This window comes from Caulobacter sp. GW821-FHT10F06, assembly GCF_058809215.1.
The window spans coordinates 106,988-131,841 of record NZ_JBXASK010000002.1 but is presented as its reverse complement, the minus strand read 5'-3'; the positions used below and the strand labels follow the sequence as shown (position 1 = coordinate 131,841).

Annotated in this window: 24 protein-coding genes and 1 pseudogene; 9 read left to right on the top strand and 16 right to left on the bottom strand. The window is 65.9% G+C overall.

Going from position 1 to position 24,854, the window contains the following annotated elements; all coding sequences use genetic code 11:
- Positions 1-145 precede the first annotated feature (145 nt).
- The 3 genes from AC1RUS_RS03865 to AC1RUS_RS03855 all read left to right on the top strand — a co-directional run bounded on the left by AC1RUS_RS03865 (position 146) and on the right by AC1RUS_RS03855 (position 3,610).
- The gene (locus AC1RUS_RS03865; RefSeq protein ID WP_492913226.1) at positions 146-1,897 is read left to right on the top strand and encodes a histidine kinase famiy protein; all 1,752 of its coding nucleotides are present in this window, start codon (positions 146-148) and stop codon (positions 1,895-1,897) included.
- A 282-nt stretch (positions 1,898-2,179) separates the two neighbouring features.
- Complete coding sequence (locus AC1RUS_RS03860; protein ID WP_492913224.1) at positions 2,180-2,530, top strand: hypothetical protein; 351 nt, start codon at positions 2,180-2,182, stop codon at positions 2,528-2,530.
- 402 nt (positions 2,531-2,932) lie between these two features.
- Complete coding sequence (locus AC1RUS_RS03855; protein ID WP_492913222.1) at positions 2,933-3,610, top strand: toll/interleukin-1 receptor domain-containing protein; 678 nt, start codon at positions 2,933-2,935, stop codon at positions 3,608-3,610.
- Between the two features lie 386 nt (positions 3,611-3,996).
- On the opposite strand, the gene AC1RUS_RS03850 is transcribed toward AC1RUS_RS03855, so the two are convergent.
- Positions 3,997-7,626: an SIR2 family protein gene (locus AC1RUS_RS03850; RefSeq protein ID WP_492913220.1), complete on the bottom strand. Its 3,630-nt coding sequence runs from the start codon at positions 7,624-7,626 to the stop codon at positions 3,997-3,999.
- Between the two features lie 395 nt (positions 7,627-8,021).
- Here AC1RUS_RS03850 and AC1RUS_RS03845 point away from each other — a divergent pair, with 395 nt between their 5' ends.
- A complete protein-coding gene (locus AC1RUS_RS03845; RefSeq protein WP_492913218.1) occupies positions 8,022-8,912 on the top strand; it encodes an S-4TM family putative pore-forming effector in 891 nt (296 codons plus the stop codon).
- Positions 8,913-8,917: 5 nt separating this feature from the next.
- On the opposite strand, the gene AC1RUS_RS03840 is transcribed toward AC1RUS_RS03845, so the two are convergent.
- From AC1RUS_RS03840 to AC1RUS_RS03800, 9 genes and pseudogenes are all read right to left on the bottom strand, one after another.
- Positions 8,918-9,802, bottom strand: a complete 885-nt coding sequence (locus AC1RUS_RS03840; protein ID WP_492913216.1) for a CBASS oligonucleotide cyclase — start codon at positions 9,800-9,802, stop codon at positions 8,918-8,920.
- Complete coding sequence (locus AC1RUS_RS03835) at positions 9,799-10,302, bottom strand: hypothetical protein (RefSeq protein ID WP_492913214.1); 504 nt, start codon at positions 10,300-10,302, stop codon at positions 9,799-9,801. Before AC1RUS_RS03835 ends, AC1RUS_RS03840 begins: the two co-directional genes overlap by 4 nt.
- Positions 10,302-10,766, bottom strand: a complete 465-nt coding sequence (locus tag AC1RUS_RS03830) for a hypothetical protein (protein WP_492913212.1) — start codon at positions 10,764-10,766, stop codon at positions 10,302-10,304. Before AC1RUS_RS03830 ends, AC1RUS_RS03835 begins: the two co-directional genes overlap by 1 nt.
- Positions 10,753-11,634 (bottom strand): AAA family ATPase, encoded by an 882-nt coding sequence (locus tag AC1RUS_RS03825; protein ID WP_492913210.1) that lies wholly within the window; start codon positions 11,632-11,634, stop codon positions 10,753-10,755. Before AC1RUS_RS03825 ends, AC1RUS_RS03830 begins: the two co-directional genes overlap by 14 nt.
- A gap of 624 nt (positions 11,635-12,258) precedes the next feature.
- A complete protein-coding gene (locus AC1RUS_RS03820; protein WP_492913208.1) occupies positions 12,259-12,702 on the bottom strand; it encodes a CopG family transcriptional regulator in 444 nt (147 codons plus the stop codon).
- Positions 12,699-13,736, bottom strand: a pseudogene (locus tag AC1RUS_RS03815) (type IV secretory system conjugative DNA transfer family protein); the annotation flags it as partial. The gene AC1RUS_RS03820 and the pseudogene AC1RUS_RS03815, both read right to left, overlap by 4 nt.
- A 773-nt stretch (positions 13,737-14,509) precedes the next feature.
- Positions 14,510-15,523: a hypothetical protein gene (locus AC1RUS_RS03810; RefSeq protein WP_492913206.1), complete on the bottom strand. Its 1,014-nt coding sequence runs from the start codon at positions 15,521-15,523 to the stop codon at positions 14,510-14,512.
- A gap of 304 nt (positions 15,524-15,827) precedes the next feature.
- Positions 15,828-16,175 carry a hypothetical protein gene (locus AC1RUS_RS03805; RefSeq protein WP_492913204.1) on the bottom strand — a complete coding sequence of 116 codons (348 nt, stop codon included), beginning with the start codon at positions 16,173-16,175 and terminating at the stop codon, positions 15,828-15,830.
- Between the two features lie 531 nt (positions 16,176-16,706).
- Positions 16,707-17,078, bottom strand: coding sequence for an MmcQ/YjbR family DNA-binding protein (locus AC1RUS_RS03800; protein ID WP_492913202.1), 372 nt, complete (start codon positions 17,076-17,078; stop codon positions 16,707-16,709).
- 204 nt (positions 17,079-17,282) lie between these two features.
- Between AC1RUS_RS03800 and AC1RUS_RS03795 the strand changes: the two genes are divergently transcribed.
- A complete protein-coding gene (locus tag AC1RUS_RS03795) occupies positions 17,283-17,546 on the top strand; it encodes a DksA/TraR family C4-type zinc finger protein (RefSeq protein WP_492913200.1) in 264 nt (87 codons plus the stop codon).
- Positions 17,547-17,569: 23 nt separating this feature from the next.
- On the opposite strand, the gene AC1RUS_RS03790 is transcribed toward AC1RUS_RS03795, so the two are convergent.
- The 4 genes from AC1RUS_RS03790 to ligD form a co-directional block, all read right to left on the bottom strand.
- On the bottom strand, positions 17,570-17,863 hold the full coding sequence (locus AC1RUS_RS03790; RefSeq protein WP_492913199.1) for a hypothetical protein: 294 nt from the start codon (positions 17,861-17,863) through the stop codon (positions 17,570-17,572).
- 126 nt (positions 17,864-17,989) lie between these two features.
- Positions 17,990-18,361 carry a hypothetical protein gene (locus AC1RUS_RS03785; RefSeq protein WP_492913198.1) on the bottom strand — a complete coding sequence of 124 codons (372 nt, stop codon included), beginning with the start codon at positions 18,359-18,361 and terminating at the stop codon, positions 17,990-17,992.
- A gap of 51 nt (positions 18,362-18,412) precedes the next feature.
- Complete coding sequence (locus AC1RUS_RS03780) at positions 18,413-18,697, bottom strand: hypothetical protein (protein WP_492913196.1); 285 nt, start codon at positions 18,695-18,697, stop codon at positions 18,413-18,415.
- A gap of 67 nt (positions 18,698-18,764) precedes the next feature.
- Positions 18,765-21,419 carry a DNA ligase D gene (ligD, locus tag AC1RUS_RS03775; RefSeq protein ID WP_492913192.1) on the bottom strand — a complete coding sequence of 885 codons (2,655 nt, stop codon included), beginning with the start codon at positions 21,417-21,419 and terminating at the stop codon, positions 18,765-18,767.
- Between the two features lie 121 nt (positions 21,420-21,540).
- On the opposite strand from ligD, the gene AC1RUS_RS03770 reads away from it, so the two are divergent.
- From AC1RUS_RS03770 to AC1RUS_RS03760, 3 genes are all read left to right on the top strand, one after another.
- Complete coding sequence (locus AC1RUS_RS03770; protein WP_492913190.1) at positions 21,541-21,792, top strand: DUF5961 family protein; 252 nt, start codon at positions 21,541-21,543, stop codon at positions 21,790-21,792.
- Between the two features lie 81 nt (positions 21,793-21,873).
- Positions 21,874-22,791 (top strand): non-homologous end joining protein Ku, encoded by a 918-nt coding sequence (gene ku, locus AC1RUS_RS03765; protein ID WP_492913188.1) that lies wholly within the window; start codon positions 21,874-21,876, stop codon positions 22,789-22,791.
- A gap of 14 nt (positions 22,792-22,805) precedes the next feature.
- A complete protein-coding gene (locus AC1RUS_RS03760) occupies positions 22,806-23,783 on the top strand; it encodes an ATP-dependent DNA ligase (protein ID WP_492913186.1) in 978 nt (325 codons plus the stop codon).
- Between the two features lie 16 nt (positions 23,784-23,799).
- Here the strand turns inward: AC1RUS_RS03760 and AC1RUS_RS03755 are convergent, their stop codons facing one another.
- Both AC1RUS_RS03755 and AC1RUS_RS03750 read right to left on the bottom strand, forming a co-directional pair.
- Positions 23,800-24,030: a hypothetical protein gene (locus tag AC1RUS_RS03755; RefSeq protein WP_492913184.1), complete on the bottom strand. Its 231-nt coding sequence runs from the start codon at positions 24,028-24,030 to the stop codon at positions 23,800-23,802.
- Positions 24,031-24,239: 209 nt separating this feature from the next.
- A complete protein-coding gene (locus tag AC1RUS_RS03750; RefSeq protein ID WP_492913182.1) occupies positions 24,240-24,443 on the bottom strand; it encodes a hypothetical protein in 204 nt (67 codons plus the stop codon).
- Positions 24,444-24,626: 183 nt separating this feature from the next.
- On the opposite strand from AC1RUS_RS03750, the gene AC1RUS_RS03745 reads away from it, so the two are divergent.
- Positions 24,627-24,821, top strand: coding sequence for a DUF3606 domain-containing protein (locus AC1RUS_RS03745; RefSeq protein WP_492913180.1), 195 nt, complete (start codon positions 24,627-24,629; stop codon positions 24,819-24,821).
- The last annotated feature ends 33 nt before the right edge of the window (positions 24,822-24,854 follow it).

Sequence of the window (24,854 nt, the reverse complement as noted above, 5' to 3'; positions counted from 1 at the left end):
TAAAAGGCGCGAACGCGGTGAAGCTTGCGTGAGTTCCGGTCGCCGTCGAAGTCAGGCTTCAGCAACGCAAAGCTTGGGCCGAGGCGAACCAGGGCCCGGAACGCGCGTTGGTGCAGGCCACCATTGCACCGCTTGGAAATCTGCCTTGACCGCCGACGACGATCACAGCCGCCCAGACCTGCCTGAAGATATCGAAGGCGGCGGCCAGAGCCGCGGCGTCCCGGCCAACGGAACCTTGGACGATGGCCCTTCCGAGCCCCTCGGCACCGCCGGCCGGCGCCATTGGCGAGAAAGCACCATTACCCGTCCGGACCTGAACGAACGGGGTGGCGTCTTCTTCGCCGCGGTCGAGATGACCCGGATGCCGATGATCCTGACCGATCCCAACAAGCCGGACAATCCGATCGTCTTCGCCAACAAGGCCTTCTTGGACCTCACCGGTTACGAGGAGGCGGAGATCCTCGGCCGCAACTGCCGCTTCCTGCAGGGGCCGGGGTCTGACCGCGAGGTGATCGCCGAAATGCGAGAGGCGGTGGCCAAGGTCGATGCGATCTCGCTCGAGATCCTCAACTACAAGCGCGACGGCAGTCCCTTCTGGAACGCGGTATTCATCGGCCCGGTCTACGACACGTCCGGCGAGCTGCTCTATTTCTTCGCCAGCCAGCTCGACGTCAGCCGCCGACGCGACAGCGAGCAGGCCTACCGGCAATCCCAGAAGATGGAAGCCATCGGTCAGCTGACGGCCGGCTTGGCCCACGACTTCAACAATCTCCTGCAGGTGGTCAACGGCAACTTGGAGCTCCTGGCCTCGCGCCCGCTGGACGACCGGAGCCTTCGCTACATCGACGCGGCCCGATCGGCGGCGGAGCGCGGGGCCAAGCTCACGCGCCAGCTCCTGGCGTTTGCCCGCAAGACCCGGCTGGAACCGACGGCCGTCAACCTGTCCGAGCTGATCATAAACTTCGGGGAGTTGATGGAGAGCACGCTCGGCTCCCAGATCGACGTGCAGCTGAATCTGCGGCGACGATTGCCCGCGGTGTTGCTCGACGCCGACCATTTCGAGATGGCCTTGCTCAACATCGTCATCAACGCCCGCGACGCCATGCCCGGCGGTGGGGTGGTGACGATCACGACGAAGAGTCTGCATCTCAACGGCGACGCCGAGGCTCGGCAACTGCCCAGCGGTGACTACGTGGCCGTCGAGGTGCGGGATGAAGGCGAGGGCATGCCGCGCCACGTGCTCGAGCGGGCCATGGAGCCGTTCTTCACCACCAAGGGCGTGGGCAAGGGCACGGGCCTTGGCCTGGCCATGGCGCACGGCTTCGTGCAGCAATCGCGCGGCCGGCTCGAGATCGAAAGCGAACCCGGGAAGGGCGCGCTGATCCGCCTGATCTTCCCGGTCGCCCCTGACGCCGTGCCACGCGTGCCGGCCCCGCCCGCCGCCTCGCCCGCGTCTGGGCCGATCGAGGTTGCCGCCGATGGCGCGCGGATCCTCCTGGTCGAGGACAATCCCGAGGTCCAGGCGCTGGCTCGCGAAATCCTGGCCAGCGCCGGCTACCAGGTGACGACGGCATCGTCGGGCGACGAGGGCCTGGCGGTCTTCTCATCCGCGCCCGACACCTTCGACTTGCTATTCAGCGATATCGTCATGCCGGGCGGACGCAATGGTATCGTGCTCGCCGAGGAGGTCCGTCGGATGCGCCCGGAGTTGCCCGTGCTGCTGACCACGGGCTACAACGAGGATCTCTTGGTCGAAGGACCGGCGCGACCCTCGCTCGACGTGATCGGCAAGCCTTATCGGCGGGTCGAGCTTCTGGATCGCGTTCGCCAGGCGCTGGCCCAGACTGAACCTTCGCCGCGTCGGACGCCGTCCGATTTCGGGTCCGCCGAAGCATAATCTATAGCGGGCATGTCCTGCTGGTTCGGAACCGGTTGCCGAGATCCTCGTGCGCACCTTCAACGAAGAACTAGACCGAGGCCGGGGGCACCATTCCGCAGCTCCCTACTCGGTCCGTCAGAGCCCTGCCTGCGCCAGTAGGAGACATTGACTCGCCTCCAGCAACCGGACCTTGGGCCCGGGGCGAAGGTCCGGATGCGGCCTTTGCGCTTCCTTCTGCCCCCGACCCGTTGCGGACTTTCGGTTGGAGGGCTTAACCTAAGGTGGATTGGAAACGGTCCCATGACGCAAGCGATGGAAGCTGCGGTAGTCGTCCTGAGCGCCGTGGCGCTGCTTACAGCGATGTCTCTCCGCGCCGACCGCCACTTTGCAAGCCAACCGCGGCTGCCGATGCAGTGGGGGGGGGATGGCTCGGTAAACTGGACCGCACCCCGGAAGGTCGCGCTCGCATTCACCCCGGTGCTGGCGGCAATCTGCTTGGCCCTCATCGCCGCCGCGGCAGCATTCGTAAAACCGAGGGCTGGTCAGGAAGGCCTCGTCATACCGGTAGTCGCCTTCTGCGCGGTCGTCTTCCTCGCAGTGCACGCCTTCCATCTCTGGCTGATCCGGCGGGCGCTTCATAGGCAGCTGTAAGCTGCACCGCGATGTGCGTAGGTGCGCGACCGCTACCCACCCATTGCTGACTCTCAAAAGTGCCGCTTTCTGGCGAATGTTGGGTCGCTCGTGCCAACCCGTGCCGAGCCAGCACGAGCGATACGCTCACCTCGTAACGGCAAAGTGCTTCTTCGCTGGCGAAGGACCAGATCGAGAATCGGACGTTGACGTCCTGAAAAGATGCCGCCTGCTACCAAGAGCCCAGCAAAGCCCTCGAGGACGCGCCGGCGGCAAGGCGTAGTGTCAAAAGCTTTCGTACGCGGCATTGGCCCCCGGTCCAAACGCAGACATAGATTGAGTACAGAGGCATTATTCGACCTCTCTGATTCGCCGTTGACCGGTACGTAAGGCCTGCGGCGAGCTGCTATTGGGGTGGGCGCTATGGCGGCACAACAACGAGGATCGACGCTAAGAGCCGGCGCGCCTGCTCGTGCAGGCGCAAAGCCGCAGGTCAATATTTTCGTTTCTTACTCACATAAGGATTCAGGCGCGCGCGAGAAGCTCGAAACCCACCTCGCCGCCTTGAAGCGCGATGGCGTCACAACTTGGTTCGATGGCGATATTAACGCCGGCGACGCCTTGGACACAGGTATCGCTCGCGAACTCCGCCAAGCGCATATCTTCGTGGCGCTTCTCAGCCCTGACTACTTGGCGAGTACTTATTGCTGGAAACTTGAGTTCACTCGGGCGATGTCGCGTAGGTCACGAGGCCTCGTTCACGTTGTCGCAGTGGTCGTAAGGCCTTGCGACTGGAAGGCTACAACGGCGGCGCATTTCAAATTGCTACCAACGGACGGGAAGCCGATCACTGCATGGCGGCCAGCTGACAAGGCCTATCTCGACATCTCTTCTGGCATCCGACGCGTGGTCGGAGCAGTTAGGTTGGAACTCGCAGCAAAATCCGCTGCACAGGGCAAAACACCTGTCGCGGCGAAAGCCAAGCCGACGGCGACCAAGGTCGGCAAATCCAAGGCCGGACCGGCGAAACCGAAGACGGTCGCCAAGGCAAAGCCCACAGTGCGCCGCCCTTTACGCAAGCCACGGGTCCCACGGAGCTAGAGCCCCACCGCGATGACCGTCTCTGACGGAGAAGCGCGAGATCGTACAATCTGGCCAACTTAGCATTGGTAGAACGATGCCAATTCCGACGCCATATCGCTGCAACAACTGCGGTCACAGGTTCACTGTCGAAGTCCTAACTCCCGAGGAACGGCGTGACGCCGATCGGGAACGCCGGCCGACGTACGCGATTGGGTGCCCAGAATGCCGCCGACAGGACGTTCGTCGGGGGTGGGAGTAGCCATTGCGGCTTTGGGAAACGGCGAACTCGGACTGTGCAGCGCCAGTTGCTGCCGTTGACTCCGCTCCGGAAACCGGACGCTCCGCCGACGAGTCGAGCTTCATCGGAGGAGGCTCTTTCCTGAAACTGTCGCGATCCGTGACGTTTATGACGCCGCGCGCCGAGCAATGCCAAAAAGCCGCCGATACCTTGGTTCTCGCGTGATGGCCTGATTAGACTGCGCCAAGGCGGTTAGCCTATCCATCAAGCCACGTGGCGGTTGGGCGGGATCGACCACCGCGTCGAGCAGTTCTAGCGTTGCTTGAGGGTTCTGGTTCAGCAGGGCCTCCTTGTCTTCGTCGAGAAGATCAAAGAGCGAGTTGGTTCGTGTCCCGGCGACCAGTGCCGGCCGAATTGTCGAAACCGCGTAGGCAAAGGCCTCACCGGCCTTCTGCGCGGCCCAGACGAGGTAGAGGGATGTGTCACTGCTTTGTAACGCCGGCTCCATCGGCCAGATGGCCTGGAACGCCGGGCCAAGCGTGCGCCGCCAGATCGCGGCGCCCGCCGCCGGTGTAAGATCCCGCAATCGGTCGAATATCAGGAATGACGCCCGCCCCCGCCCCTCGTGACTTGTTCTGGCCAAGGCTCGTTTAGTTTCAGGCCAGGTGGGCAATTCTTCGGGACGCGGATCAGAAATCGGATTGATGGCTAGGGCCACCAAATGACCGATGAGCCCCTCATTGGCTGCGCCGAACCGCGCTGGATCGGCGATGGCGGCAAGGAAGGCTGCCTTGATTTGGCCGATCAGTTCCAAGGTACCCAGGCTGCGGTTACGCACGTGCGCCGACCAAAGATCTGGAGCCCAGGCGTGGTCGACGGCGAGTTTGGGGACCAGGGTCGTTTGGACCCAAGCTGGATCGACTTGGTGTAAGAACGTCAGTTGCGAGATCAAGCCCATGTTCGCCAGAAGCCCTTGGGCGCCATTGAGATCAACCAGGCGCTGGAAGCGGGGCGCAAGATCGGCCGGCAGTCCAGCGCCGCCAATCGGACCGCGATTGGACAGCTCCGCAATCAAGATCTTCGACAGATGGCCCGGAGCCCGATTCCACGATTCAAACAGCGCATCGGCGTTGTCCAGGACCGCTTCCCGATCATCGCTGGCGATAACGTCCAACAACTTGTCCCATAGGTTCAGAAGTTGGGAGCGTTCGACGGCGGCCAAGCCGTCACGTCGTTGGATCCAGCTCGCCACTGAGGCGCCGAAGCCGGTGAGATCTTCGTTGCGCATGTCGACCAGGTAGCCGACCACTCGACGTTCGAGTTCGGCATCGTCCGTTTCGGCCATGGCCCAGAAAAACGGTGTCCAGGCCCATCCGAGCCATTGGCCACTTGTCGCCTGTGCCACCAATCCGTCGAACGCGCGCCCAGGCTCGGCCCCCGCAAACTTGCGCCAGATCTCACCCTGGTTGAACGGGTCGCGCTGTGCATGCTCCAGCGCCACGTCGACCAACCGCTCGGGCTCGACGCCGGCCAGCAGGTCCACATCCCCCTGTTCGCCGATCCGAGACTCCGACCATCCGGCGAACTCGGCGCGCTCGCCCATGCGCTCCTCCCAGGCGGGATGGGCCGAGAGGAGATCGTCGAGGGCCTTGGCTCCGTTCATCGAAAGCGCACCGCCCGTCTCGCGCAAGCGTCCGAGACGTTGAACGATTTCCAGGTCGCAGATCGCTCGGATCTCCTCGTCGAGCGACGGGTCGGGCAAAAAGAGGCTTCGGGGCGGCCCGATGGTCAGCCGCGTCTCCAGCGCGATGCGTGATGCAATCGAGAACGCGTTCCAACGCGTCACAAGCAGACGCATGACCTCGCGCTTGAACTCCGAGCCCCAGAAGTCTTCGTCGGAGAGCGCCAAGAGAGCCTCGGCGCCGGGCTCGGCCTCGAAGGGCGCATCTGCGGTCAACACATGCAGATGTAGGCGGCGGGTCAAGACGTAGGGCGCAGCGGCCAGTTCCTCGGCAAAGCCCGTGACGGCGCGGGGATCGGTCGCGGAGAGACGCTGCAGGAGGTCTGCGACCAAGCGCACCAAGGGATAGAAGCCCTCAGCGTGCCGGTTCTGGCCGTGGGGCGATATGGATTTGACCTGATTGGAGGCGCGATCGTACCCCGTGCCGGCGAACCCGTACTCGGTCGCTTCTTCCAGGCTATCGAACAGCGCCCGCAGCAGCGTTCGAAGCAAGATCTCATCCTTGTCGGCCGGCCAAGCCACCAGCAAGGCCGTAAGGTCGGCATGGGCCCGGATCTTGAACCCGACAGAGGCAAGATCGCGCAGACGCTCCACCTGCGGGTCCTCTGGAACTTCGGAGTCTGGCCAACGGAACGGCCGCTCGACCGTGGGCTTGGGCGTCAGGATTCGCGCGAAGCCACGCCGGACGTCGAGCCCCGTGTCACCGCGGCGGAGCCGGCCGAGCAGGCCATGCCAGCCATCATCCCAGGCAACGCCACCTGCATTCAGGCGCCGAGTGAGCAATCGCCAGGCCGTGTCCCAGGGCTGAGGGAGTTCCGCCACGTTCAGTCGGTGGGTCAGGTCGGTCAAGGTTGCACGGTCCAACGCTCGGTCGCCAACGATCTGCTGGAACATCTGACGGTCTTGGAGCCGCTGGCTCAGCCAATCGATCGCGTAGGCGCCCTCACCTCCAACCAGCGCGCGGTCGCGTAAGACCTCCCACCACTCGGGCGTCGGATTGACTTCACCCAGAATTCGGCCGCCGTCGCCCCTTCCGAGCGCCCAAGCCAGTCGATCCCAATCCCCGTCCGTCATGGCCTCAGGTCCGGCGGCCATGAGTTGACGGGCCCGGGCACGTCGCCAGCCGGTGGGGTCATCCTGATAGTCGGCCCACAGCGCCAGGGTGTCATAGAGCAGAGCGTGGTCACGGCCCTGATCACGGGCGGTGTAGAGGATCGGCATGACTCCCTGGAGTTTCCAGCGCGCCTCTGCATCTCCAACCGCCGCCCCTTCATCGACCGGCGCGAAGGCGTAGATGGGCTGAAGATCCCTGAAGCGGCTGCGGTCGGCGCTGAGGACCTCCAGAAGGTAGCGAACCGGCGGGTCGTCCGCGCCATAGCCGACGATCACCAGGGTTGAGGCTCTTGCTAGATCGTAGACATAGCGCGCGGCCCAGCCCGATCGAAGATAGGCCTCGCCAAACTCGGCGCTGGTCAGAACAAGATCGGACCGAGGCAATCCGAGATAGCGGTCGGCGATCCGTCCATGAAGATGCAACACCCCCTCAAAATCGGCCGATCCGGGACCGGGCATGTCCGCCGCGGCGCGGCTGGAGATGGCGCCGAGGTTGTCCCGTCTGCGCGAGCGCTCGAACAGAGTGTCGAAATTGGTCGTCACCACGCGCGGTCGCATCTCCGCGTCGCGCGATAGCCGCAAGATGTTGCCATGATGAACAAAGCGGCGGGCGCGCGGCGGCGCGAGGGCGCGTTGAACCGCCTCGACGATTTCCCGGCGCGCGTGCTCGGCTTGACGCAGCCCCGCGCCGCCAAGCCGCGCTTGCAGGGCGTACAGGGTTCGATCGTAGGCTGGGCTCTGTGGAGACATGCCCGCGGCCTCGACCGGATGTCCAACCCAGTCCTCGTGAAGGGTGGCGTAGACATCCCGCGTCAATTGCTCGAAGGACGGCAGCCCCACCGAGCGCGATACGCCCGCTCCGCAAACGAAGACCACTTCGCCGCGCTCCTGAGCTTCAATGAGTTCAAACGGGATATTGGGTCCGTCGTTGATGAACTGCATGTCGGTCCCCGGCCTGCGCATTCAGCTTCGATCAGCCGATAGCAGATTGGTCAATGGACGCGTCGCAGGTTCCCGGTCAGCTTCAACGGGCACTGCGGACTAGGACTGGCCTGCCGTCATTCGAGGGCGAAGGCAAGGTTGATCGTCGTGACGCTGAAGCGCGTTACATACATGCTCGCCTACTCAGACACGTTTTGATCACGTCGATCAGTTGTCCCTTGTCCCCTGTCTCGGCGGTAACGGAAGCTACCCGGCCAGTTTTGCGCACCTAGCCTACGCCTCGTCCCGGCTCAACAGCCGCGGGGACACGCGGCAACCATGGTTCGAAAACGCGTTCCCGCATCCGGAGACTCCTGCCAAGGTTGTCAGTGTAAATTTGAGCGACTGGCGCCGAGATGAACGACATTCCTGTCTCTCAGAACCTTGAGGCGAACCTGCGGCTTCTCCGCGCTCGCCAGCAAATGTTTCACAACGCCAAGATCATCTTCATCGTCCAGCTTTTCCTGACGGTGCTGTTGCCCATGGTCGGTGCGGTCGCAGGCCTGGTCATCGCTAGCGCCCGCCCGACCATCGCGCTGGTGAGCCTCTTGATCACGGTGCTCGACGTAGCCGTGCTTGACCGCGCCCAACGGCGATTTGTGCGCTATGGCGCCAAGATCGCGGAAAGGTTCGATTGCGCGGTCCTGGCTTTGCCTTGGAACAGTCTGGCGGCCGGGAAGCCTTTGGACGAGGAGACGATCGACGAAGCGGCGTCGGCCTGGTTCAAGCGGCGCAAAGACAAGGGACTGCGCGACTGGTATCCGGCGGCGGTTGGAGAAGCCTCGCTTGAACTTGGGCGTTTGATCTGTCAGCGGACGAACCTCTGGTACGACGGGAAGCTGCGCAGGCTTAACGGATCCGTCGCGCTCTTCCTGGCCTGGGCGGTCCCGATCGGCCTCGGCGTCGCCTGCTGGAGGACCAATATCCCGTTCCAGGATATGGCGACCGTGGTGACACCCGCCGCACCCATTTTGATTTGGGCCATTCGGGAACACTTCCGCCAGAAAGATACGGCCGAAGCCCAGGATCAAACGAAGGCTGAGGCTGAGAAGTATCTAGAGGAGGTCAAGGCGGGAAAGATGGACGCTGACAGCGCGAAAGCCGCCGCTCGTAACGTCCAAAACGCGCTTTACGCTAGGCGGACGGGAAGCCCGATGATCATCCCCGGTCTCTATCAGCTGGCCCGCCCCAATCTCGAGCGACAGATGAAGGCCGGCGCCAGCGAGCATGTTCGCGGTGCCGGCTGAGACCGTCACGACGCTGGGAAGAAATCACCGAAAATCGAGCGCCAGATCCGGACGGCCTCGCCTTCACTGCCCTGCATCTCGGCCCGGTAGGCTCGCGTGGCCCCCATTTCGGCGGCCTTGAGCTTTTCACGTGCCGCAGCGCGCTTGGCCGGCGTCATTTCATCGGAGACCGGCGGGCCAAGGCCGGCGGGGTCGGCCCAGGTATCGTCAATGCTCGCCGCCGCGGCCGCGAAGAAGCGCCGGGATTCATCCGGAAAGTTGTTGAACGGACCGTCAACCAGGTCGAGCGCCATCACCTCAACCAAGAATGACGGCTCGATCGGCCGGCCGTTGGCTCGGTTCCAGCTCTTGAGCATCTTGACCAGGGGCACCCAGTTCCCCGACAAGGTCTTGTTCTTCGCTGTCGTGAGTTCCTTGTGCTTGGCCGGATTGGTTTTGATCCAGGTCCCAAGCTGCTCATCGGGAATTTCGTAGTCATCGCCCGTGGCGAAGGCCGGCACGACGTCCAAGCTTACGACTTTTCCGTCCTCGTGCTGGGTCTGGTTGCGCTTCTCGAACCACACGGTGACGCAACGGCGATCTCGTTCCACCTGCTCCTTGCCGTAGGTGTCGACGAGACACTTCTCTAGGTCGTCCAGGACACCCTTGGGGTGGGCTTTCTTGCGATGTGCTTCCTTGGCCCCAAGGACGACAAAAATGTCGATATCCTTTAGTGGCTTTGTCTTGGTGTGGCGTCCGTACGACCCCGTCAGGAAGTCGCGCTCGACATCGAAGGCCTCTTGGACCGTCGCCCGCACGTCCTTTTGCCGCCGGCTGGCGTCGTCCTGTTCGGTCTGGGTAAGCTCTAGGCGAGACTTGAACGTAGCGAACGCGTCGCTGACCTTGCTCATTGCGGCCTCCAATAGTTCAGTCCGGCCGTGATATCGCCGGTCGCGATCGCCGTGCCGGTGGCGCGGCTGACGAGGCCCTGGGTGGACAGGGCCGAGCACGAGGACATCCCAGCCACGTCCGGTCGTCCGGCGCGGGTATAAAGGAGGATCCGGTAGGTGCAGTCCGCGGACGGTCGTCCGGCCTTGGCGATGGTGCGCTGGAGGTGTTCTCGATCGACCCACATATCGTCGTCGATCCCGCTTCCCGCGTATTCGATCGGGAAATCCCAGCGCAACTGCAATTGGCTCGATCCAGCCTTGTAAAACTCGATCGTCACCGTCTCGAGATGGCCGCTTTCCAGCCAGGCTCGCGTGGCGCGGCCGAGCACGTCCCAGTCATCGACAAGCTTTTCAGGGGACAAACCGGCCGCCTGCACGATCCGCGTCAACTGCCCACGCAGGTGGTCGGAGACGAAGGCGGCAGTGTGAGTGCGCGTGTAGGTATAGGTGGAAACCGCCATCAGATTGCCCCCCAGTTGATTTCGAAGCCCGACGCCGAGGCCGCGGCCTTCTCGCTTCCTTCCGAAAGCTCCGCAGGCGTCTCGTCCAGCGCGTGGACGACGAAGCGGGGCGCTCGGGTTTTCAGGCTTGCCTTGACCCAGTCGAGGTCGACCGGGTCGCACGGGACGAAGAGCGTCCAATCCTTGGCGGTCGGGTTCCAGTCGAGTTGCGAAACATCCGCGCCCAGGGACAGGGCGTCGGCCCCGTAAGCGCCATAGATCACCAGCCGATGGCCATCGCCCTTTAGCGTCAGCGCGTTGCTGGCGTAGTGGTCCTCCGACAGCAAACTGGCCATCACGGATGCTGCGGCGTTGAGCTGTCCAACATCGATCGACCCCGACGCGGTGATCAGTTCAACCACCTTCGACCAAGTCTCCGCGCCGGTGCGGAGCGGTACGGCGGCGATATCCCTACGCAGCTTCACGGCCCACCTCCTTGCTGGCCTGGGCGGCCGCCTTGATCGCCGCTAAGACCTGTTGGCTGGTGAGGCGGTTGGGATCTTTCGCCGTTTCGATCGACGAGCCGAGCGAAGCGACCAGCGCCTTGCGTAGGCGCCGGCCGTCCATGCCGTTCGATGCGCTGACGAATAGCGAAACGTCGTGCACCAGGCCCTTGATCTTGGGCCACTTGCTGGCGAGGCCCTCGAGCGTATCGCGGATGATTTCGGCGCGGGCGTCGGCGTTGGGCGGCGGGATCGTTTCAATCAGGTCGGCTCGGGATAGGAAGGCCGCATCAACCGCCTGGGGGTAGTTGGTGGTGGCGATGAGCAGGATGTTCTTGTGATTGCGGGTGAGCAGGTCGAGGCTGGCGAGGACGGCGTCGGTGGCTCGGTGCACGTCGACAGGGTTAGCCTCGAGGCTCATCCGCTTTCGATCCGCAGCCAAGGTCTCGACCTCGTCCAGGAGCACGATGGCGACGCCGCCCATGCCCGCCTCGGGGATGGTCTGAGAAAAAAGGGTCGTGACCTGTTGCTGGCTCTTGCCCAGCGAAGCGCTCGCCAAGCCATGGGGGTCGACCTGCAGGAAGGTCACCTTCTTGCCGGACAGCATCGCAGCGACTTTGGTCGCAAGGCCCCGGGCCAGAGTCGTCTTGCCCGTACCGGGCGGACCGGCCAGCACGATCAGGCCGTGAAGCGGCGCGGTGTCGAAGGGGATAGAGGGACGGATCGTCAAGGCCAGGATGGCTTGAGCGATCAGCCGTTCCTTGACGGCGGGATCGATCTTGATCGCGCTCCAGGCGCTCTCAAATTCTCTATCGGGCAGTGGACAACGGTGGGCGACACCAGACGACATGGCAGCGATCTTTCGGACGGAGGGGGAGGAAGGAATTTTCCGACCGATCTCCGTCGCGGCCATGGTTGTGCGCGCGACTGCGGCGCGTAAGATCGCACCGCTGGCTCGGTCGAGTCGGTACCGGAGAGAGGGCGACTTCCTTCGCGACGGCCAAGTCTAGGGTTGGTCGTCCTCTCCCCACCATGTGCACGCTCAGATCACTGGACATCTCCATTGCCTGGTACGCGGTGCGAATGCTCGCGTACTTACGAGCACATCTTCAATTTGAGTGGAAAGGAACAGCCAACGCCCAATCCGCAAGACTCGTATGGCGCGAGTCGGCACGATTGGAAAGGGCTTGTTAACCCGTTTTTACCATGGGCCGATTCTCACACCAAGTCGACCACCTCGTCAAGATCTTGTGGCCAAGCCGGCCGCTCCAACTACATCGAGCGGCTATGGTACATAGGAAGGCGGATCGCCTTGCCAAGGCCAGGGCGAGTGAAACGGGTGTTTTTATACCGAAACGTCGAAAGGCGGCCCGTAGGGCTTTACTCAACCTATATCTGGAACATCAACACGTACGTCCTGCGCCTGGCGTTTCGCCACTACCGGAAAGCGGCCCTTCCCAAGGTCAGCCATGAGTCAGCTTTCAGCGTTCGGAGGTCCGTCGTTCTCGTGCGCCGAAGCGGCGTTTTCATATAGGACCTCACGTCGAAGAAGCCGTCCTTCTGAGAGCCGGCGACCGAGCCGTTCAATGAACCAGGCGTACCGCTCCTGTCCCTTTGCGGCGGCCGCACGATCCTCAGTCGCTGACATCGTCGGCGTGACCTTCAGCCAAGTCTTCACGAATAGTGCGACAGCCTCATTTGAGATCGTAACGTCGCGTTCAATACGATCTAGCTGACGGGTCATTCGATCCAAGCGGCGCGTCAACGCCGCCTCCGCCGCTTCTGCCGTATCGGGCGACAGATATGACTCTATTGCGGCGCGGGCGATCTCCGACTTTTGACGGCGGGTTCGTCGTGCGAGGTCGTCGAGTTTTCGAATGGTGTCGCCGGGAAGGAAGACCTTCGTGGGGACCTTCAAGAGTCACCGCCCAACGGAATGCCGTCGTCATGATCCATGGCGGCTTGGCTAGCGACGCCCGTGAAGCGACGATGCAGCTCGCGGCCCTGCTGAATCTCATCGCCATCCCCGTCATGTTCGACGACCGGATCAATATCGTCTAGGTCATGCTGGGGCGACTTCATTTCCTCGAGATCGGGCTCCCTCCGTAGTCCGCCCTCCCCGTCTCCTGTGCTTGGGCGGGGACCATCGCCGCGGTCAACGAGTGGCGGATGGCGTTCCCAACTCGACGGCTCCTCGCCCAGTGAAATCGGGGGCTGCTCCTCCAACGGAACGACGCGCGCCACCAACCTGGTGTCGGCGTAATACCGAATCTTGCGCGCTCGAATAGGCGGAAGCCCGGCGACGAGGATGACCGCGTCCTGCGCAGGAAGTTGCATCACCTCGCCCGGCGTCAGCAACGCGCGCGCGGTTTCCTGACGCGAGACCATCACGTGGCCGAGCCACAACGACAGCCGTCCGCCGGCGAAGTTCTTCATAGCCCGCATCTCGGTAGCGGTGCCGAGACTGTCGCTGATGCGCTTGGCGGTCCGCTCGTCGTTGGTCGCGAACGCAACGCGGACGTGGCAGTTGTCGAGGATGGAGTGGTTCGGTCCATAGGCCCGCTCAATCTGGTTCAGCGACTGCGCGATCAGGAAGGAGCGGATTTTGTAGCCAGCCATGAACGCCAGGGACGCCTCGAAGAAGTCGAGCCTTCCGAGCGCTGGAAACTCGTCGAGCATGAGCAACAAGGGCCGGCGCGTCTTGGCCTCGTCGAGTCCCTCGGTCAGACGCCGACCGATCTGGTTGAGGATCAATCGGATCAGCGGCTTGGTCCGGCTGATGTCGGAGGGCGGCACCACGAGGTACAAGCTCACCGGCTTGTCGGCGTCGACGAGATCGGTGATGCGCCAATCGCATTTGCGGGTGACGTCGGCGACGACCGGATCTCGATAGAGACCCAGGAAACTCATCGCCGTCGACAGCACGCCGCTTCGCTCGTTTTCGCTCTTGTTGAATGTGCCGATGCGTGCCATTGGCGTGAGTCCTTTTCGCTTGTCGGGCCGCGACCATCGCGGCCTCGATGGCGCTCCGGAGACCGGGACGGCGACGGAAGGCAGGCCGCGCCAGCGCGGCCCCGCAGCGGGAGCGGAGGACCGCCCGGGGGCGGGTTTGTTGTCTCGCGAGGAAGGCGCCAGAAGCCCTGGGCGCGCGCCGGGGAAGAAACCCGACACCCAGGTTGCCTGACGGCTCCGGCTCGGTCCGGTTGCAGCCAAGAGAGGCCGCGCGGGTCGTGGCTTGATCAGCGGGAAGACGGCCTCCAAGGCGCGCCTTCGGCCCCGTTCAACGCCGCGCGGGAGGGCTCCATTGGGTCTCGGCGCGCGCTGGAGGCGTTCGTCCTCGGATCGTCTTCACGGCGGTCAAGGGCGTTTTGGGTCCAGGCCAGACGGCCTGCCCGCGTCTTCGCCGAGGGCGCCGATATCGGCGCGGCCTCGACGCGTCACCTCAACCAAGGGCGCCGCGACCTGTCGGTCCGGCGCGACGGCCCGAGCCTCCCGGCCTCGGTCAGGGCCCCGGCCGTTTGCCGTCGAGGCCGCTTTGCTCTGGCCTGTAGCCCGGCCCGCCGCAACGAGACCGGGCCCGACGAGGCCGAGCCGCGAGGCTGATCCCCCTCAAGCCGCGCCCCGCCGCCGCGCGGCAGGGAGCCCTACCCCACCGTCAAGGCGGCCGCCCTTGCCCGCGCCGAAGCCGGGCCACACAGGGCGGCCCGGCCCGGCAGGGCCTCTACTCAACCGTCAAGTCCGCCCCGTCGCCCGCCTCGGCCTCGGTTTCGGGGGCGTCTTCGGCCAACGCTTGGGCCGCCGGGTCGCCGGCTCGAACACCGGATCGGTCCCCTCGCCCGCCTCGCCGTGGTCCTTGGACGCTGGCCGCATCCGCAGCAGCGGCGGGAGCCAGCGGCCTTGACGAGATCGGGCTCGGCCGCCGCGATCAGGTCGGCCTTCTTGGCCCCCGACAGGCGCAGGGCCGTATCGGGCGAGACGGCCTCGGTCACCGCCGCCAGGACATGGGCCTTGGTGACCCTGGCGAGGTAACGCTCGGCGGTCGGGGTCCAGAAGGCGGTCATGTCGAGAGCGGTGGCGGTCGCCGGGGTCTCGGCATGGTCCAGCGCCGCCCCGCGCCCGCCAAAGGCGCGCACCGCGTCGATGGAGCCGCCGACGCAGAAGGCCAGGAGGCTCATGCGGCTGTCGACATCCAGGCCCACCAGAAAGTCCCAGACCGCTTCGGCGTCGCCGGGGAGTTGCGCGCCCCACTGCGCATGACGCGTCGCCATCGCCTCCCAGGCCGGACTGGTCTTCACCCCCTCGCCATGCTCGGGCAGGAAGGTCGAGGACCGCTTGATGTCCAGGCACGAGGCCCGCGCCGCCCCGAAGAAGGTGCAGAGCGTCAGGGCGTGGGTCACGGCCAGCAGGGCAAGGTCGGGATCGCCCGCCACGGCCAGACGCAGCCCCGCCGTCCGATGGGCGGTGAGGTCGGCGATCAGCTTGGCCGACAGCGGCGCGCCCGCATCGCCCTCGGGGTCCTCATCGGAGCCCTCCGCTCTGGCAAGACCGGGGCGGTTGGCGGCGTCTTCGCCGGTCTCGTGCTCGCCTCTCCCCGCCTCACCGGTCTCGTCGTCCTCATCGGAGGTCTGCATTCGGACGACGTCTTCGGGCCGGACCAGACCGCGCTCGATGCGCGCTTGCCCGTCAGTGTTGGCCAGCGCGTGGGCGCTGGGGTGGGCGGTGGAACCAGACTTGGACATGACGGGTCTCCCGTAGAGGGTTGGGGTCAGGCGCAAGGCGCGCCTGACCCCTGCCCGTCGGCGAGACCGGGGGGTGCAAACGGAGCGGCGGTTTCGCGGGGACCCGGCTGCAGCCGTCGCCGCTCTCGTGATCCACGAGGTCCGCTCGCCCGCGAAGCTGGGCGGAAACCGATGCGAAGTGCGCCAGGGGGCAGCGCCCCCAAGCGCGCGGCCGCGGCGAGCGGCCGGGAAAACCTGTCCGAGGGTTGGGGGAGACGGCCAAAGCGTTGGACCGAAGGTCCAGCGCGCTCGTAAAAGTCAGCGGCTAGCTCGCGCGGCGCAAGCGCATATCCGAAGCGGGCTCGCTGGGCACGAGCGCCAGGAACCATGAGAGCTCGGGATGACGCTCAACCAGCGCCTCGAAGGCCGGGCGGATGATCGACGCCTTGCTGGGGTCGGCGACGCAGATGGCCGCCGCCAGGGCCGCCGTGGTCCGCGGACTCGGATTTTGCAGGGTTTGTCGTTGCTCGTGCAGACGCGCGAGGTAACGCCTGCCTCGCCCGACCGGATATTCACGAATGGCGCGGTCGACGTCCTGCAGGGTCGCGGCGATCTTTTCGACGAGACCGATTTCGATCGCCAGCTGCACAAACTCACTGTCGATCCGCGACACGCCAAGCACTCCCCAACACCCCGTACAATGCCGTCGCGCCAACCCGTTCGCCCTGTGGCGGGACGCCGCATCCCGATACCTCTTACGCGCTCCGGTCGCGAAAGCGAGTCTAAAAGTTCTCCATTTGTTCTAAGCCCCATCTTGGGCCATGATGGCGCCAGCCGCGACGATGGCGCCCGCTCGTCGCCATTGCTAAGGTAGGCACATGCCCCCACGCCGACGCCCCGCCCCTCGTTTGCTGACGCCATCGGGTTGGCTTCTGGCGCTTCTGCTGGCGGCGGCCCTGACCGCGATCGCCGCAGTCTCGGCGTTCAACCTGCTCGCGTGACGCAGACGTCCGGTCGCGGGAACCGGCGGCCAGCGTCTGAGTTCTTTTCACGTCCCACCCGTTAGAGCCGGGTCCGGACCTGCGGCCCGGCTATCGCCCCCCGACATCGCCGGGCCGCTTCCCGGAAAAATCGGCGGTCCGCAGGTCGGCGCGTGCGTCGCTCGACCCGCTTTAATGCGCGGGCGGGTGGCGGCTGTCGCGCCTTAAGCCGCAACGGCCGGTCGCGCATGGGGTTCGACAGGCTGAGCGATCCGAGCCGACGCGCCGCGCTGGGCGTGGGTCCAGGCGGCGGCGAGAAGGTCACGCGCGGCCGCAGCGTCCAGGCCGGACAAACGCACCAGAATAATGCCCGCCTTGCGGCGCCGGCCAGGTTCCGCCGACAGGGCCGTGCCGAGCGATAAGGCCCAGGCCTGTCGCCGCGGGTCGAGCTTGACCACCGCCACGCCGGGCTCTGGCCAACCGAGGGTGGCGAAGGCCTTGCTGCCGACCTTGAACTGCAGGGTGTCGAGGATCGGGCGGGTCACGACGTTGGAGCCCAGGCGTTGGGCGAGATGGGCGAACTCGTCAGGCGTCATCGAACCCTCGCTAGATGGTCGTCAAATCAACGCCGAGTCGGCGTGCGCAGGCAAAAGTCCGATGCGGTGACGACAAGTCCGGTCGCAGCCGCTCTCGATGGTGCGTCCGGCGCGTCAATTTGACCGATGTAACACCGACCAGTCCCGCTTGGTCCGACCGCCGCCCGCCCCATCTAGGCGTCTGAGGACAAGGAGCGACGGACGATGGCTGGCGGCTGGACACACGACGGCGGCGTGCTCGACCAGATCAACGACACGGTCACCGATGGCGTGCTGCACGCCCGCGCGCGCCTGCCGTCCGGCGAAGGAACCCTGTCCTGCGTTGAGTGCGGCGAGGATATTCCCGAGGCCCGGCGCAAGGCCCTGCCGGGGGCCCGCACCTGCGTCCACTGCCAATCGGGCCGCGACAAACAGGTGGTCATCGGCGGCATCAATCGCCGCGGCAGCAAGGACAGCCAGCTGCGCTAGCGGACGTTCGCTGGGAAACGTCGCTAGACAGCGGCCTCCGCAACCGATTTCAGGTCCTCATGGGGTTCGCCGCTCTCGCCGGCCGCCGCCGCCTCGGCGCGGTTCCAGACGCGGGTCTGGCGCTGTCGGCTGATGACAATGCGGACGCCGCGATAGCGGATGCCGCGCGCCGGCGACGTACAGCAGGTGGGCAGCGCCGAACGAACCCACGCATCGGTCTGGAAGGTGATGACGCCGGGCTTGTGGCCTTCGGCGCCGCTCGTCTCAAACTCAGACTGCATGGCGTCCAGCAGCGGATCGATCTCGTCTTGGGTCATGGGCGCTGACTAGGCGCGTTCTCGGCGGCGAGCAGCCGCCAAGCGACAGCCAGCGGCGAGCGTCCACAGTTTTTCGCGCCGCGCGCCCCGGGCGCGCGAACGGCGCCCGTCGCGAGCGCCAAACCTTCAGCGGCGATAGGCGACCAAAAACGCCTCGATCAGTGGCTTGGCCAAGCCTTCGAACCGGTCAGCCGCCGAGACCGGTATGCGCACGGACACCCCGCCCCAGAACTTGCCAAGCGCGCCGCCGGTCAGGGCGGCGACAAGGAGAAGCTGGTCGCGGGCGTCACGTTGCTCGTCCGGCGCGTTGAGCGCGGGCGCGGTCGCGCCGGACGGAATCTCGAAGTCATAGACCGCGACCCGACGGGCGGCGGCGGCGTGGGTCAGGAAGCGCGCGCGGCGGGCCGCCACGCCGTCCAGACCGTCCAGGTCCGGGGCGAGGTCGAGCCCGTCCCGGAGCGCCTCGAATGCAGCCTCGGCCGCTGATGTCTCACCCATCACCCTATGTGGGGACGATCGGACGCGACGCGAGCGCGCTGCGCCATCACGTCACAACGCTCCCTGAGTTGCGGCGAACCACGCGGCGTAGAGCGTGTTGCGCGCCAGACGTCGGTTGAGATCGGGCGCGCCATCGGTCCACCAGGGCGCGCCCCGTTCGCCCAGGTCGTGCTTGGCTTGGTCGACGGCGCGCCGGGCCTCGGCCTCGGCCTGGGCGTCACCCGCGCGACGCGCGATCTGCACGCCGCGACGGGCGCGCATCAGTTGCTGGGTCAGCTCGGCGCGACGCTCCGGGGCCAGGGCCGGGTTCGCCAGCCGCCAGAGGCGTCCGCGCACGACAAAATAGCGTCCGTCGGGCGTGACGGGATAACCGCCCCGTCCCGCCTTCGATCCGGCCGCCAAGCTAGACCTTGCCCAGCCGCTTGATGGCCTGGGCCAAGGACCGCTCGCCGTCGCAATAGTCCTCCCAGGCCGTGAGCTTGCGCACCAGGGCCGGGACGGTGCGGATCGTGTACTTGGCCGGATCCAGACCCTTCTTCACCTGGTTCCAGGTCAGCGGCATCGACACCGGGGCGCCGGGCCGGCCGCGTGGCGACAGCGGCGCAACGGCCGTGGCCATGCGGTCGTTGCGCAGATAGTCCAGGAAGATCCGGCCGGTGCGGTCTTTCTTGGCCATGGTGATCAGGTAGCGGTCAGGGGCGTCGGCCGCCATGACCTTGCAGACGTCGCGGGCGAAGGCCTTGGCGGTCGGCCAATCGACGCCCTCGCCGTCCAGCGGGGTGACGACATGCAGCCCCTTGCCGCCGGTGGTCTTGCAGAAACTCGCCAGGCCCAGGTCCTGCAAACGGTCGCGCACCTCGCGCGCGCCCTCGATCACGGCTTCGAACGGCACGTCGGGGGCCGGGTCGAGGTCGAAGACCAGCCGGCCGGGCTGCTCGGGCAGAAAGGGCTCGCAGTTCCAGGGATGCAGTTCCAGCGCCCCCGTCTGGGCGGCGGCGACCAGGGCCTCGACCCGGTCGAACTGCAGATAGGGTTTGCGATCGCCCCAGACCTCCACCTCGCTGATCAGGGCCGACTGGCCCTTGCCGCTATGGCGCTGAAAGAACTGCTGATCGCCAAGGATGCCGTCGGGCATGCGGATCATCGAGCACGGTCGCCCCTTGATGTGCTCGATCATCCAGTCGCCGACCGCTTCGTAATATTGGGCCAGATCGAGCTTGGTGACGGGCTTGCCGTCCGCCGCGTCAGGCCAGAGCGTCTTGCCGGCGTTGGACAGGGTCACGCCCAGGACCACCGCCGCGCTCTTGGCGTTGACGGTCTTGACCTGAACGGTGGCCGGGGCCGGCTTGCTGAGCGGCGTCGTGGCCGGCGAGGCCGGGACCTCCGCTTCCACCTCGGCCGCCGGCTTGTCCTCGCGCAGCCCCTTGAAGGCGGCCTGGCGGATCTGGCCGTCTCCGGTAAAGCCGGCATATTCGATCTCGGCCACCAGCTGCGGCTTGATCCAGTGGATGTCGGCCGTCTTGCGCGGCGCGCCCTTGCCGCTGAACGGGCTCTTGTCGGTCTCCAGCGCCTTGAGCTTGGGCAGCAGGGCCTCGACCTTGCCCTTGCCAAACCCCGTGCCGATGCGGCCGACATGCACCAGCTGTCCGTCCTTGTTGACCCCGGCGATCAGCGAGCGGAAGGCCGAGCCCGTCGTGGTCCAGCCGCCGATCACCACCTCATGGCCGGCGCGGCACTTGGACTTGGTCCAGCTGTCGCTGCGGCCCGACTGGTAGGCCGCATTGAGGTTCTTGGAGACGATGCCCTCCAGGTCCATGCGGCACGCCGACAGAAGCACCGCGTCGCCGGCGGTGATGAAGTGGTCGACATAGCGAAGATTGCCCGGAGCTTTGGCCAGCAGGCTTTCCAGCCGCGCCTTGCGATCGCGCAGCGGCAGGCCGCGCAGGTCCTCGAGCCCCGCGAACAGATAGTCGAAGGCGTAGAACACCAGGTTCTTGGTCGTCCCATCGGCGACAGCCGCCTGCAGCGCCGCGAAGTCCGGCGCGCCGGTATGATCGAGCGCCACCACCTCGCCGTCGATGATCCCGTCGGCAAGCCTGGCGCCGGCCTTGACGATCTCAGGGTAGCGCGACGACCAATCCAGGCCTTTGCGGGTCAGCAGCGTCGCCTTGCCGCCCTCGGTGCGCAGTTGCATCCGATAGCCGTCGAACTTGATCTCGTGCGCCCACCCGGCCCCGGCCGGCGGCTTGTCCAGCGACGTGCACAGCTGCGGCGCGATGAAGCCCGGCAGGGTTGCGACCCGCTTGGGGGCGGGCTTGGCCGAGGGCACGCTGGCCTTTTTCGCCGTCTGCGGCCTTGCCGCCCGCGTCGTCCCCTCGTCCGGTTCGGCCCGGTTGCTCTGCCAGACCGCGCCGGCCTTGCCGCCCTTGGCGGTCATGAACGGGGTCGGCGGCTTGCCCTTGCCGGCGGCGATCTCATCCAGGGTTCGCCCCGAGGCCACCGAACGATCGGCGTCGGTGGGCCCGCCGGCATTGTCCTCGATCGCCGCCTCGTCGCGGTGCTTGATCAGAATCCAGCTGGCCTTGCCCTTGCTGTCACGCCGGGTGCGCACCAAAACCCAGGAGCCGTGCATCCGCTCGCCTTCCATGACGAACTTCAGTTCGCCCTTGGCCAGGGCCGCGCCGATCTTCTCGAAGCCCTTCTCCGGCGCCCAGAAGCCGCGATCCCACAGCATCACCGTTCCGCCGCCGTACTGGCCCTTGGGGATCGTGCCTTCGAAGTCGCCATAGTCGAGCGGATGGTCCTCGACCTCCATGGCCAGCCGCCGCTCGCTGGGCGCCAGGGACGGGCCCTTGGGCACGGCCCAGGAGCGGAAGGTCCCTTCGACCTCCAGCCGCAGGTCGAAGTGCAGATGGCTGGCGGCGTGCTTCTGGATGACGAACCGCAGGGCTTCGGACGGGACGACCCGGGCGTCTTGGCCCGACGGCTCGGCCGTCTGGGCGAAGTCGCGCATCTCCTGGTACTTGGCCAGTTTGGGGGCGGATTTGGCAGCGGCCATGACGGCTCCGATCTTGAGGCGGAGGTTGAACGGCTCGCGCTCGGTCGCGATCCACACCGCTCTCGCCGGCGCAGGAATCCAAACGGCCCGCCGCGCGTTGTCTTTCGCGAGGAGACCTTGCATGTCCAAAGCCGCCGCCCACGCCAATGACGACCGCCGCTTCAGCGTCCATGCGCGCCACCTTGGCCAACATCACGCGCGCCTGATCGCCGAACCCTCGTTCGAGGCGGCGGCCGTGGCCTATGTCGAAGACCACCCCGTGACGCTCGGCGACGAGAGCGAATTGAGCGTCGTCGTGCGCGATCTCGACAGCGGCCACGAGCACTGCTTCCGTGTCGACCTGGACACCGGCGAGACCCAGCCCTGCGGCTGACCGCCACGGCGGCGAACGAATCACCGACATGCTCGTTGAGTCGAGTCCCAGCCCCGGCGCCGAGCGCCCAAGGACCTCGACATGGCTTATCGCCCGACCTGGCAAGGACACCTTCGGCTGTCGCTCGTGACCTGCCCGGTCGCCATGTACACAGCCACCGACAAGGCCGGCGACGTCCACTTCAATCTGATCAATCCCAAGACCAACAACCGGATCAAGATGATCACCACCGACCCGGACACCGGGCCGGTGGAGCGGTCCGATCTGGTCAAGGGCTACGAAGTCTCGAAGGGCTCCTACATCCTGCTGACCGACGAAGAGATCAAGTCGGTCAAGCTGGAGAGCACCAAGACGATCGACATCGAGCGCTTCGTGCCGGCCGAGGACATCGACCGCATCTATTGGGACAACCCCTACTATCTGGCCCCCGACGGCAAGCTGGCCCAGGAGGCGTTCGGCGTGATCCGCGAAGCCATGGAGCGGTCGGGTCAGATCGCGCTGGGTCGCGTGGTCATGGCCACCCGCGAACGCCTGCTGGCCCTGGAGCCGCGCGGCAAGGGCATTCTGGCTTACACGCTGCGGACCGATGCTGAAGTGCGCAAGGCCGACGAGGTGTTCGGGGGCATCAGCGAAAAGGCGCCCGCCCCTCAAATGATCGCTATCGCCGAGAAGATCATCTCTCAGCAGGAAGGTCCGTTCGATCCCAGCAAGTTTGTCGATCGTTACGAAGAAGCGCTCAAGGCGCTGATCGCCGAGAAGCAGAAGGGTCACAAGGTCGCCAAGGTCGAAGAGCCCGAGGACACCAACGTCATCGATCTGATGTCGGCCCTGCGCGCCAGCCTAGCAGGCAAAGCCAAGGCCGCCGGCAAGGCGTCCACGGCCAAGGCGTCAAGCAAGGCCGCGGACAAGGCCCAGAAGCCTTCGGCCCCGAAGGGCGGCAAGACCGCCAAGGCCAAGGACGCGCCGGCCGCCAAGCCCAAGGCGCGGAAGGCCGGCTGACGCGCGCCGCGCCGGTGGCCACCTTCACCTCGGCAAGCGCCATGGAGGCGCAGTCGGCCGATCGCCTGCCGACCGATCCCGGCTGGTGGTACGAGCCCAAGTGGGATGGTTTCCGCTGCCTGGCCTTTCGCCGCGATCGGGACGTGGTCCTGCAGGCCAAGTCCGGCAAGCCGCTGACCCGCTATTTCCCCGAGGTCGTCGCCCTCCTCGCCGCCATACCGGAGCCTCGCCTCGTTATCGACAGCGAGCTGCTGATCCCGGTCGACGGCGCCTTCTCGTTCGAGGCTCTGCAGATGCGGCTGCATCCCGCCCAGAGCCGGATCCAACGCCTGGCGGCCGAGACGCCGGCCGTGCTGGCGGTCTTCGACATGCTGCAGGGCGCCGACGGCGCGGACCTGCGCGGCGAGCCGCTAAGCCGGCGTCATGCCGCCCTCGAAGCCTTTCTCGACCGCCACGGCGGGCCACGTCTGTCGCTGACGCCCGGGACCGAGGACATCGACCTGGCGCAGGCCTGGCTCGATGAGGGAAAGCTGGAAGGCGTCGTGGCCAAGCGCCTGGACGGGCCCTATGCCGAGGGTCAGCGCGCGATGATCAAGGTCAAGCGCCAGCGCACGGCCGACTGTGTGGTCGGCGGCTTTCGCTATGGCAAGGACGGCAAGCTGGTCGGCTCGCTGCTGCTGGGCCTTTATGACGATCAGGGGCTGCTGAATCATGTCGGCTTCACCTCTGGCCTGGCCGCCGCCGACAAGCCGGCCCTGACCGGGCAGTTGGAAGCGCTGGCGGGCGGCAGCGGCTTCACCGGCGACGCGCCGGGCGGACCCAGCCGCTGGTCGGACGAACGGTCCAGCCAATGGACGCCGCTCAAGCCGGAGATGGTGGTCGAGGTGTCTTTCGACCACGTCTCGGCCCAGCGTTTTCGGCATGGCACGCGATTGATCCGCTTTCGGCCCGACAAGGCGCCGAGCCAGTGCCGGATGGAGCAGATCGACTAGGTCGAGGCTCGAGCCGTCAACTGCTGGGCGGTCGCGTCACATCGGCCGGCGCGGTCCTGGCGGTCGGCTTGCCGTCATTGACGGGGTCGGGAAGCGTCTCGCGCGTGGCGCCCACGCCGTTGGGCGCGGACGCCGCCCCTTTGTCGGCGCTGCTCTCGGGCGTCGGCGGCGGAACGGGTCTGGAGCAACCGCCGGCCAGAACGGCGGCGAGGAACAGGGTGACGACGGCGGCGTGGGTGCGGGACAAGACGGCTCCGATCAGCAAGATCCGCGATCGGCCGGAAGGCGGCCGCCGTCGGATGGAAGAGCCAGATCAACGTCTCGCCGCCGACTGGCGCCTCCGACGACGCTCGATCGTCTTCCAAGGCCCGCAGTTTGGGGATGAGAGCCCATGTCGCGGGACCTCAAATGATGATCGACGCGCACCAAGCCTCAAGTGCGCGCCGACCTTCCGGTCTACTTTTTCAGGACGGCGTCGGCCTTCTTGTCGATCCTGGCTTCCTCCGCCTTTGACATGCGCCCAGCCTTCACCGCCTGGCTGGCCCGCGCCTTGGCGTTGCGCGCGTGCGACTTGTCCTCGATCGGGAAGGCGCGCTTGTCAGGTTCGGCGAAATCCTTGGCCGGCAGCTTGTCGCGGGCCTTCTCGGTCAGCTTGCTCATGTCGATCTCCTGTCGGTCTATTTCGGGCTTGGGTCGGGCGTGCCGGTCGCGGGATCGACCAGGGTTCTCACCAACAACTCGGGCCTCTGCGGCGCTTCGAAACTAGCGCGTGGAGCGCTATGGCGATCCCGGGGAACCTCAACGCAAAAGACGCGCTGATTGGCTCCAAACCTGGAGACGACGATGTCCGACGACCTGAACAATCGCGGCGAACAAGACCGCTCGCGCATCAACATCAACGAAGACCACGAGGTCGCCTACTGGACCGAAAAGTTCGGTGTCTCGGCCGACGCGCTGCGCAACGTAGTCGCCGAGGTCGGCGTCAGCGCCGATGCGGTCGAGCAGCGCCTGCGCGACGGTCGAGGCGCGGCCGACTAGCCGCGCTCAAAGGGAAAGGGCGGGCCGGGGTTG